Annotated in this window: 8 protein-coding genes and 1 pseudogene; 4 read left to right on the top strand and 5 right to left on the bottom strand. The window is 64.7% G+C overall.

Features of this window, described 5'->3' with window-relative positions; translation table 11 throughout:
* The 4 genes from AC1DY5_RS26300 to AC1DY5_RS26285 all read right to left on the bottom strand — a co-directional run.
* The coding region (locus tag AC1DY5_RS26300; RefSeq protein ID WP_478116151.1) for a hypothetical protein at positions 1–2,600 on the bottom strand (2,600 nt) is incomplete at its 3' end.
* Positions 2,601–2,711: 111 nt separating this feature from the next.
* Positions 2,712–3,308 carry a hypothetical protein gene (locus tag AC1DY5_RS26295; RefSeq protein ID WP_478116149.1) on the bottom strand — a complete coding sequence of 199 codons (597 nt, stop codon included), beginning with the start codon at positions 3,306–3,308 and terminating at the stop codon, positions 2,712–2,714.
* Between the two features lie 334 nt (positions 3,309–3,642).
* Entirely contained in the window at positions 3,643–4,128 is a 486-nt protein-coding gene (locus tag AC1DY5_RS26290; protein WP_478116147.1) for a RidA family protein, read from the bottom strand.
* 19 nt (positions 4,129–4,147) lie between these two features.
* Positions 4,148–4,567, bottom strand: a complete 420-nt coding sequence (locus tag AC1DY5_RS26285; protein WP_478116145.1) for a cupin domain-containing protein — start codon at positions 4,565–4,567, stop codon at positions 4,148–4,150.
* Positions 4,568–4,689: 122 nt separating this feature from the next.
* On the opposite strand from AC1DY5_RS26285, the gene AC1DY5_RS26280 reads away from it, so the two are divergent.
* On the top strand, positions 4,690–6,303 hold the full coding sequence (locus AC1DY5_RS26280) for a winged helix-turn-helix domain-containing tetratricopeptide repeat protein (RefSeq protein WP_478116143.1): 1,614 nt from the start codon (positions 4,690–4,692) through the stop codon (positions 6,301–6,303).
* A gap of 1,144 nt (positions 6,304–7,447) precedes the next feature.
* Positions 7,448–7,834, top strand: coding sequence for a cupin domain-containing protein (locus tag AC1DY5_RS26275; RefSeq protein WP_478116142.1), 387 nt, complete (start codon positions 7,448–7,450; stop codon positions 7,832–7,834).
* Between the two features lie 64 nt (positions 7,835–7,898).
* Here the strand turns inward: AC1DY5_RS26275 and AC1DY5_RS26270 are convergent, their stop codons facing one another.
* The gene (locus AC1DY5_RS26270; protein ID WP_478116140.1) at positions 7,899–9,119 is read right to left on the bottom strand and encodes an NAD(P)-binding domain-containing protein; all 1,221 of its coding nucleotides are present in this window, start codon (positions 9,117–9,119) and stop codon (positions 7,899–7,901) included.
* A 619-nt stretch (positions 9,120–9,738) separates the two neighbouring features.
* Between AC1DY5_RS26270 and AC1DY5_RS26265 the strand changes: the two genes are divergently transcribed.
* Together AC1DY5_RS26265 and AC1DY5_RS26260 are read left to right on the top strand one after the other, a co-directional pair.
* Entirely contained in the window at positions 9,739–10,452 is a 714-nt protein-coding gene (locus AC1DY5_RS26265) for an enolase C-terminal domain-like protein (protein ID WP_478116138.1), read from the top strand.
* Between the two features lie 464 nt (positions 10,453–10,916).
* A pseudogene (locus AC1DY5_RS26260) lies at positions 10,917–11,088 on the top strand (IS6 family transposase); the annotation flags it as partial.

The raw sequence follows: 11,088 nt of genomic DNA, 5'->3' as shown, positions 1-11,088 counted from the left end.
GGCTGCAGGCCCTGTCCCGAGTACACTGCGCGCGGACTGCCGCTGCTCTCGCGCATGATCGCATCGCGCATCAGCTTGACGGCCTTCTTTCGCGATTCCTCAGCCGCAAGGCGCAGCGCGATGGCGTTACCGAGTGCGATGAGCGCGCCGAGAATAGCCAACGCAATGCCCGAGGCCGGCATGTACCAGTTGTCAAAGGCCGCGCTGCGCGACACCAGGAAGAGCGAGATCACAATGAACGGAAAGTAGATCAGCCGCGTCACGCTCTTTGTGCGCAGCGCGACGCACTTCAGGTCGATCCAGTTGTCGAGATAGGCACGCGGAACCTGCAGCTCGTCCTCGAAGAGTTTAAGAGTCGATGGAGGCCAGTTCTGGTCGTGCAGTCGCAGGCCGCGCACGAAGGTCACGCACAGCGCGGTGGCGTCGACCACAAAAAACACCAGGAAATACATTGCCGCGATCGTCAGCCAGTGCAGGCTGCGGTGCAGGATGACCGACACTGGCCCGCGCTGCGGGATATACCAGCCATCGCGCGTGGCAAGCAGAAGGATTGCGCTGACAAGCAGCGCAACGAGTGCCCACGTCAGCGTGCGCACCGCGCGGGCAGTGGCGCGGTTCTGGACGACGTAGCGACGCCAGAAGTCGATCACCTCGCGCGGCATGCCGTACTTGTCTTCGTTGCCCACATCCTGCGGCAGCACGGAGCGCGGCGAGAACATGTTGGTCAACTTCGCGTGCCATTTCAGCCCCTGCTCGGCCTTCACTTGGTCCTTCACGAGTTCTGCTCGCGTGAGACCGAGCTTGAATTTGTCAAGGATGCGGTCGAGGTTTTCGGTCAAAGCGAGCCAACCCGCAAAGACGAGGTAGAGACACAGCACGAAGGTGACGAAGCGAATGCCTTCAGTCGGCCAGATGCTGATTCCTTCCAGCGCCACGAGCGGCTTTCCGTTGGAGGTCAGCCAGTTCGCGAATACGGACCAATGCTCGGCCACGAGGAGCGGAATCGCGATGTGCGCCAGCACCAGCGCAGCGCGCCACAGCGCTTTGCTCTTTCCATCGGGATTTGCGACCACTCTGGCGTAGAAGCGATCGCGCGCGCCCTTGCTAGACGCGAGCACGGGCATCCAGAGTGCGAGGACGACGATCAATGCGATGAAAGCGATCGTCGACGCGTGGAGCTTCGGGAAGAGATTCGAGGGCGGCGGGTGGATGCCGCCGCAGTATTCCCAGGTGGGTCCTGAGCACAACTTGCGCCCGCTTGCGGCTGCTGGCGCCTGCGCGGCCGGATCGGGATTGGGACTGAAGTCGAATGCGGTGGTGCGTCCGATCTCGAAGATGCGCGCATGCCGGAACCAGTGCGCAATTTCCTCCTGCGCCGTCGGCGCGCCCGAGGACTCGACGCGCACGTCGCCTTCGGCCATCCTATGGCGCAGCGCATCGTCCATCGCCAAGCGTGTCGAGAGAAAGTACGAGGTCTGGTAGCTGTCGCGAAATGGCGGCATGCCGAACTGCATGGCGTCTGCCAGGCGCAAGCCGAAGCTGGAGGCGACGAGGAGGTTGCGCGCCCATGCCCGCTCGCGCGGATGCAGGAAGCGCGCGTCGAGGTCGGTGGTGAAGAAGATCGCGTTCGGGAACTCCGGCCGCAGTGCCTGTAGCACCAGCAGCTTGTCGTGCACGTCGGAGCCGAGAACGCCGATCGCGCTCAGGCCCTTGCCGTCGCTGCTGCCTTCGCGAAGACGCTGGTCGAGGGCGCTCATCTGTACGGACAGGCGGCGCAGGTAGTCGAACTGGCTCATCCCCTCGGCAACTTCGACGAAGGTACCATCGCGGCGGCGGTCTTCGTCCTTGCCGTTGGTGCCCGCCTTGCCGGACGCGGCTTTGGCTACGGCGCTTTCCGCGCTGACGTTGGCCAGCTGGCCATCGAGGCCGCGGACGTAGGTAAAAGAGTGTGCGCAGAAACCCGTGTCCTTGTCCGAGGCACGGAACTCGCGGCGCAGGGTTCGGCCATAGAAGGTGTCCCATTCGGCGATGACGGCGACGTGGCTGGGTGCCACCTCGGCCGTGGTACGCGTCTCGGCACATACCCGGCTCCCGTCTCCAGCGATCGATCTCGCGCGCAGTCCACGCAGCTCAAGCTCCGAGATGAGCGCATCGGCGATCCCGCTGTCGTCGCCGATCGTGCGCACTAGGCGGACGTTATTTTGAGCGAGGTAGTCGGCGACTGTCGTCTGTTGCGGCGGGTTGTCGAGCGCCGACAACACACGCTCGTCCGGGGCGGTCGCGATAGCGGAATACAAGCGCAGCGGGAGCAACTTGAACTCGTCCTTGTTGAAAACACCCTGGTCGGGCGCTGGACCCTTGGTGTCTGCCTGTTTGGCCGGCCCTTCCGTGGGCGAGCCTTCCCTGAAGACCACGTCCTTGAGCGGCAATGCTTTCAGCGGTGCTTCCCTGAGCTGCGCGTCGGGAGGACCCTTCACGTGGGCCGCCGCCTTTTCGACTTCCCTGACCATGTCACGCAATCCGTCCGAGTCGCTGGGACCGATCACGCGCCAACTCGCCCTGATTTCCTTGGGGTCCTTGGGGTCCTCCAATAGATCCATGAGCCGACGCAGCCGATTCAAGGGTTCACCGACGTATACGTCGCTGTCGAGCCACAAGACCAGGGTCCTGGGCCGTTTGGCGCGCGCCGCCGTCTTGCCCTGGCTGTCCTGCTACTCGCCGGCGGCGCGCGGCACCGCCTCGGGTGCCGGATCGAACCACTCGTAGGGGACGATCGCCGGCATCTGCTGGTCCGGCAGGTTCGCGGGATCTGCTTTTTCATCGTCGCCCGGAATGTTGCTCGGAAAGAAGTAGCCGATGTGCTCACCATCTGCCGGCGCAAGCCGGCTCGCCCTCAGGCCGGCCAACACGGCATAGCGGGCGCGGCGGCGGCTTTCAATGTTGTCCGAGTAGGGGCCGCCAGGCAGCATGACGGCGAGGATCTCCACGTAGCCCGGCGCCGGCACCCTCTTGTTGATCTGCGCGAGCATCGATTCGTGCGTATGGACTTTGTCCTTCGCTTTGGCCAGGTTCGAATTGCGCTTGGCAGCATCCTCCCGTGCACGCGCCACGGCCCCGAACGGGTCTTGCCACAACCGCGCATCCACATCTTGCGTCGCGGCGTATTGCTGGATGCGGGGTTCACTGGCAGGCAGCCGGGTGGTTTCGAGCGGCACGTCGCGGATAAACATGACGCCGGCGGTCAGCATCACGACCGCGAAGATCCCGCTGGCTGGAATTCCCCCACTTGACCCCGGATTCTTGTCCACGGCAACTCCTCAGAACGCCAAAGGAGGCTTGTACTCACTACCTTAGCTTGCGCGCTCGGTTGGCGCATCCACCAATAAGTGGACAAGAAACCGACGTTCAGCGAAGGGGAGCCGCATCGATCATCCACGCATGCGTTCGACGGAATCCACCTCGACCTCTTCGGCATCTGACACTGCGCCGGCGGGCGCCTCGTTGGGGGCAGCGACCGTTTAGGCCCGCTCGACGGCAGGCACTACGACCTATCCCACTCAGGCTACCTCACTCGCTGCCAAGTCGATCTTGCCTAGGTTGGGACTCATGACCAAGGGGTAATGAGCTTCAGTCGATAGGGCTTCATCCCCCGTCGATCTCCACCTCTGCCTCGCAATTCACCGGCGCATTGAGCGGGATCATCATCCCGATGGACGAGCGGGCGTGCGCGCCGGCTTCTGGGCCGTAGAGCTCGAGAATGAGGTCCGAGTAGCCATTGGTCACGCGCGGCGTCTCGTTGAACTCCGGCGCCACGTTGACCATCGCGAACACCCTCAGCCAAGCGGTCACGCGATCGAGGTCGCCCAGCTCGCGCTTCAGGCTCGCCAGATGGGCCAGCGCCACGAGTTTGGCCGCTCGATAGCCCTCTTCGGGCGATACCTCGGCGCCCACCTTGCCGAGCGGCTTCGCGATGCTGCCGTCCAGTTCGAGGGGGATGTGCCCGGAGATGAAGGCCCGCCGCCCCCGCACGCGGACCCACGCGAAAGGCAGGCGGACGTTCGGCGGCGCCTGCAAGGGCTGCGGCAGCGCCAGACCCATGTGCGCGAGACGCGCTTCGATTCTTGCCATGATGGTCTCCTTCCTTTCGCTAAGGGACGAGGGCATCGAGCTCAGGTCGCATCACGACGCTTTCCTGCGCGGTCGGCTCGTTGCGCGACCCGATGAACACCGCGGGCTGCGAGCCGCCGAGGTTGACCGCCACATGCGGCACGCCGGCCGGAATGAACAGGTAGTCGCCAGGCCGCGCGACCGCTCGCTCCTGCAGCCGCTCGCCCGTCCACAGCTCCACTTCCTCACCGCTCAGCATGTAGAAGGCGGATTCATGCCGTGCGTGGACATGCGCCTTCGTCCGCTCGCCAGCGGGGAGCGTCACCCGTCCGAGGAAGAGCGCCGCGGATCCCACTGTCTCGGCGCAGACCCCAGGGGCGTAGACCGTGCCCTGGGCGCTGGTATAGGGCTGCGAGCCACTGACGACGCGTGGCGGGGCCGTGCCTGTCGTTCCGTTCATGTCAGCTCTCCAGTGATTGCCTGCTGCGATGCCTCACCACCATGCCGCGAATGGCCTTGACAGTCACTGAACCCCGTCCGAAAAATCGCGAAATATTCCGAACCGGCCACACGCCTCGATCGATGGGAAAGCGATTCGCTTTCGGCCCCCTGCTCCTGGACGCCAGGCTGGGCACGCTGTCGCGTGACGGTCGCGTCCTCGCCATCGGCCAGCGCGGCCTGCTGATCCTTCGGACCCTGCTCGAGGCGCGGGGCGAGGTGGTGGCCAAGTCGACCCTGATGGCTGCGGCCTGGCCGGGCCTGGTAGTTGAAGACAGCAACCTCTCGGTCCAGATCGCGGCGCTTCGCAAGCTGTTGGGCACGACCTCCGAGGGCGCGCAATGGATCCTCACCGTGCCGCGGGTGGGCTATCGCCTCGCGGAAGCGGCTGCTGTGGACGACACCGCGCTCGAGCCGACGGACGCAGCCGGTGCGGATGGCGGCACGCGACCGTCCATCGCCGTCCTGCCTTTCAAGAATCTCAGCGACGACGCGACGCAGGAGTACTTCGCCGACGGCGTCACCGAGGAGGTCATTGCCGCGCTCACCCGGTTCCGATGGTTCTCGGTCACCGGCCGCAACTCCAGCTTCGTGTACAAGGCCAGGGCTGTCGAGCCGAAGGCAGCCGCGCTCGAACTGGGCGTGYGCTACCTGCTGGCGGGCGCCATGCGCAGATCTGGCGACAGGATCCGCATCTCGGCAGAACTCGTCGATGCGTGCGACGGCCGTTGCATCTGGGCCGGGCACCACGATTTCGCCCTCCTGGACATGTTCGAAGTGCAGGACACGATCGCGCAGCAGGTCGCAGGCTCGATCGAGCCCGAACTGCTCAAGAGCGAGGCTGGCCTGGCCGCGCAAAGGCAGCGCTCAGGCAGCGTCACAGGCTGGGATCTCGTCGCGCGGGGCTCGTGGTTCTTTCATCAAGTGACGCGGCCGACGCACCTGCAGGCGCGCGCGTTGTTCCGCCAAGCCCGCCAGCTCGATGCCGGATTGCCGGAAGCGAAGATGTGGCTCGGCCGTGTGAATGCCGGGCTGGTCGCATATGGCTGGAGTGAGGATCCGGCCGCCGACCTCGCCGAAGGCCTGGAGGCCGCCTTGCAGGCGGTGCAGATGGACGAGAAGAGTCCATATGCGCACTATGCACTGGCCATCGTCAGCGTATACATGGAGTCCTTCGCGCTGGCGATCCGGGCCGCCGAGAAGGCGGCCGAGCTCAGCCCGGGCTTCGCGCTCGGCCACCTGGTGCTCGGCATGGCGCGCCTGTTTTCAGGAGATGCCGGCAAGGCGGTCGAGTCGCTGGAGTGCGGACTCCATCTGAACCGATACGATCCGCAGAACTTCATCTGGTACAACGTCCTGGCCCTGGCCTACCTTTTCAGCGGCGACGCCGGCGAGGCACTGCAACGCGCAACAGCCTCGCTGAAAGTGCGGCCCACATGGCGTTCCGCCATGGAGACAGCCGCCGGCTGCTGCACAGCCTTGGGCCGCACCGATGCGGCGCGCCAATGGATGGAACAGATGACGAAGCTGCCCAGGGCCTCCGGGGACGCCCTGCAGCCCTTGTGGCGATCCAATCCCCGCTGGGCCTGCAAGCTGCAGTCGCTGCTGGATACAACGCCTTGCGAGGCGCATTCCGGAGTCCTTGCGACGAATGGACAGGCGGAGCGCGAACGGGCGCAGGGCAAGCGCACGTCCTGATCGGCGGACCGGGCCGTTCGCATCCCCCTGGCCAAGGGTGTGGAGCTGGGCAAGGGGTCCAAGATGGTGGCAGCGCTGCGGACGGAGACAAGAAGACCATCACCGTGCGATTCACGCTGAAGTGATCTGCAGCGCGTGGCGACGCCCTCCAACACGCACAGCTTTGCTCTCGGCGGCAAGGGAAACTCCTCGCGGGAGTGTCAGAGGAACACGGCGCGCCCGACACGTGGTTTTGCGCCGCAATGCCGCCTATTCCCTCTGAATCCTGCTTGGTAGGAGGACGGGAGGACGGGCATCGAACGCTGGACAACTTGCGCAGAAGTAATACCATAGCATTACATGCAAAATTTTCCCATTTTCACCGTGGGAGCGATGGGCGTCTGTCGCTATCGCCGCGCGCGGGGCAGTGAACGCTATGCCTAGCCGCGCCAAAGATCCAATCGAAACCGAAAATGCGCGTAAGGCGTGGCTTGCCGCTGTCCAGGTCAGGAATGCGATACAGGACCGAATCGTTCTCGACTTCAGAAAGCAGATCCAGGGTACAGAGCCTGGGCCTGCCGAGGCCGATCTGCTGCTATTCGCGAGGGCTGCGGTTGCGGAGCAGAGATTGCAGTGCCGTCTCGCTCATCGAAAGCACTTTGCGCGAGTGGTCCGGAGCAAAAAGGCAACCAGCTCCCTGCGGTCCTCGGCGAGGCAACCGAGATGAGGGCGGCCCAGTTCCTTCCATGAGGCAAAGAAAACGTGACACAAAGGAGCTGCTAGCGATACCTGAAGAGGTAAGCGCTCCCGACTCCCCGGTCGTCGTAGTTCTTTCGCGTGCGGCCTGTCAAGTTCTGGCCGAGCGCACCGGCGTGCTCGCGCCGGGGGCGACGCTATCGGACGAGCTCATGGCATTTGCCGAGGCAGATGCGAAGATGGCCGGGCACGGCGGCTTTGGGGAAGGTGGCACAGGGTAGGGGCACCTGCCTAAGACCCTTCCGCGAGCAGTCAAGCTCACCATCCCGGCCAGGAGCGGTTGTTGAACAGGGTCCGCTTCGGAGACGCCCGCTCGCACGTCACAGTGAAAATGGGGATCGGGTTTCATCGGCGCCGCCACAGGTGTACGCTGAGTCCGGCTCGGAAACAACGGCCAACGGAGGAACCCATGGACTCGCCGTACTTCTTTCGACTTGGGGATGCCATACGTGGTATCGCGACGGACCCGGCAACCGCTGCCGATCCCATCAAGCGAACGTTCTTGTGTGATGGTGAGCATCTCTCATGCAACGTCAACGTTCTCGAAGAAAGCAAGGACGTCATCCATATCCAGCCGGACCACGACGAGCTCGTGCTTGTCCTGGAAGGCGAGTGCGCGTTCCGGGTAGGCGACGAGATCAGAAGAGTCACGGCCGGGGACCTCATGTTCATCCCTCGCGATACGGTGCATGGCCCCGTTGTCGACAATGGACGTGTTGCACTTCTGTCGGTTTTCGCTCCCTTCTTTGATCGAACGAAGAAGAACATCCGCTGGTCGCGCGATGCGTTCGCATAGCAATTGCGGCGGCCACGACGCGTTCGAAGCGGACGCGATCGGACCGGCGGCGAAAGCCGGCCCACTATGCGAAAAGCGCCCTGCCGGCGATCAGGCCAGCGATGTGCGCGGCGTCCTCCCCGACACCGGATACCAGCGATGACTTGAGCTTGTGCATGAAGTGCAGGCCCACGAAGTACAAGCCCGGCACGGAGGTGGCCCCGCGATACTGCAGCGGCCGGCCACCGGCGTCGAAGATGGGGAACTCGATCCAGCCGAAATCGAGTTCGTAGCCCGTGGCCCAGATCACCGCGGCGATCCCGTCCGCCTCGATGTCCAAGTCCTCGCGACCCGTCAGCGCGCGCACCGCACGCTCGACCGCGGGCTCGCGTGGCGCCAGCCCGTCGCGCTCGCGGGCCAGCGCGTCGCACGCGGCGATGAATTCCAAGTAGGCTGCGTCCGCTTCCTGGAGGCGGCATTCGAGGTCAGGCGCGAAGGCGATCCGGCCGCCCGCAACTCCCGCGATCCGGCCGAGCAGGCACACGCCTCGTGCTGCGGACTGTCGCAGGTCGACGTCGTAGCCGCCGCGCACGCCCGTCATGAGCGGGGTGGTGCGGCGGCGTTCAGGYGGCGTCGTGTCGACCGTCTGGTCCCATTCACCGAGCTCGCGTCGCCACCAAAACACGTCGCGGCCGCGATAGCGGCGCGGGACACGCCGATGATGTCCGACCGACAGGAAGACCCGCCGCCCGCTTTCCATCAGCTCGTCGGCGATCTGGCAGCCCGATGCCCCGGAACCGACGACCAACACGGCGCCTTCGGGCAAGGCGGTGGGGTTGCGGTACTCGGATGCATGCAGTTGCAGCAAGCGCGCCGGCAAGTCGCGATGGATATGAGGCAGCCGCGAGAGCTGGTACGGTCCGGTGGCCACGACGACGTTGGTCGCCAGGAGCGGCCCCTCCGACGTGTCCAGTTCGAAGCCTGAGGAATGCGCCCGCAACGCGGAGACCTCAACGCCCAGCCGGACGGGCGCGGCAACGAAAGAGCAATACGACTCGATGAATCGCACTACCTCGTCCTTGTGCGCGAAGCCCTCGGGTAGGTCCGTCGCGTACGTCAGGCCGGGCAGCGCAATCGTCCAGTTTGGGAACTGGAACATCAAAGAATCCCAGCGTTGGGAACGCCAGCGTTCGGCGATACGCCCTCGCTCGAACACGACGTGCTCGCGGCCGAGGCAGCTCAGGTGACGGCTCATCGCTAAGCCGGCCTGCCCGCCCCCGATGATTGCGGTGTACACCTTTTCCATCGCCGCGCTCCTTTGCCAACCGGTATAGCGCGATCGCGGTGCGGCGGCAATCGGTTACGCAGGAGCGCGCTGGTGAACCAAGAGGGGCTGGACGAGTCTTCCTAGGCGCCGCGACCGCCACAGGAAAGCCACCCCTTGCAAAGTTGATGCGACCAGCCTACGGCCGCCAGAGTTGTTGCCCTACCTATCAGCCGGCACCCCAGAGCAGGCTACCGCAAAAGCTGCCGCTCAGTGGCGCCAGCAGTCGGCCAGGAGCCGCCAGTCGCGACTAGCGGCTCTCGGGTAGGGCGACGAGCGAATTGATCAGCATCCCGGAATCCGTCATCATTGACGGCACACGATCGGTGCAGAGGGAAAGCCATGAAGATCGAGCGCATTGAGATCCACCTCATCCGCGTGCCCTTCGACATGGGTGCGGCGCCAAAGGCCTTTGCCGGCATGAACTGGACGTCCGTGGACTCGCTGTTTGTGCGCGTGTGCACCGATGCCGGCGTCGAGGGCTGGGGCGAAGGTTGGGGGCACGTCGCCTGTCCGACCACGGGTTCAGCGCTGGCTGAGCCTGGTCGGACCCGCGTTCATCGGAAGCGAGGTTTCCGACCGGTCCGAGTTGATGGCCGAGATGGCGCACCGCTTTCACATTCATGGACGCAGCGGCCCGGTCGTCTATGCGCTGTCGGCCATCGAGATCGCGTTGTGGGACATCGCCGGCAACAAGCTGCACGAAGTCCGGCTGGAGACCGTACGCGCTGCGCGTGCCGCCTGCGGCGAGTCCGTGTGGATGGCCCTGGACACCAACTGCCCTTGGAGCGTATCGCAGTCGATCGACAACGCACGAGCACTTGAAGCCTCGCGGCTGGCTTGGCTGGAAGAGCCGGTGTGGCCGCCGGAGGACTTCCATGGTTTGGCTCGCGTGCGCGCAGCGGCCTCCACGCCGATCGCCGCGGGCGAAAACGTCGCCGGCATCCACGAGATGGAGTCCATGCTGCGCGCGGGCGCGGTCGATATCTGCCAGCCGAGCGTCATCAAGTTCGGCGGCATCGAAGCGGTGGCTCAGGCCGTGACCCTGGCACGCGCGCACGGCGTCGACTACGTACCGCACTGCTTCTATTTCGGCCCCGGCTTTCTGGCATCGCTGCACTTGGCTGCAGCGTACGCACCGGAGGTGCCGTTTGAACTCTTCTTCGGCGACCTGCAGGCCAGCCCCTACCACGACGCGGTGCGGGCTCGCATCGGCCGGCTGGCCGTGCCAACGGAACCGGGGCTCGGAATCGAGCCGGACCTGGCGGTGATCGATCGCTGTCGTCTGGGCGCGCCGATCGTGATCGGGCGCTGACCCGATCGGCATTCAGGTCATYCAGTCACAGGGTTCGTCGACTACCGCTGGAGTCAAAGCGCGCGGCAGAGACGAGTCACCGGGGAGGCGCAGGCAGCGAGGCCTGCTGCTCGGGCGATCCAGTCACAGTGGCCAGTTCGTGAATCCATGGCAGCGCGGAGTGCTGCCAGATCTTGTGCGAACGGTCTCAGCTGAGCCCGTTGCTGCACGCAGCCCAGGCGGATGTTGACAGAGGTGGGGCTTTCCAGGGCCGTGGCGTAGACGGGCGTGCCGCACTCCGGGGCAGAACACCTGAGCGCGGCGATTGCCGCTTTGAGCGACCTTGACATAGCTCTTGGTCTTGCCATGTACGGCGAACTCTTCGATGGACGCCAGGACACCGATACGAAATGCCGAACCCGACAGGATCTGGCAGGGTCCTGTCGCAATAGCAATGAACCGGTGCTGGTACGCTGGGGGGTTAGATGATGACGGGACAAAAAAAGGTGATTGAAGCGCTGCGAAAGGTGATCAAGCGGATGCATTGCCCGCTTGAGGTGATGCTGATCTGCGTGCGGTGGTATGCGGCCTACTCTTTGAGCTTTCGTCATATCGAGGAGATGATGGCCGAGCGCGGCGTGCTCGTTTTTCGAGCAG

It is taken from the genome of Variovorax sp. P4_D9 (genome assembly GCF_056401695.1).
Note: the sequence above shows the minus strand (reverse complement) of the source record. Positions and strands in the feature narration are given on the sequence as shown.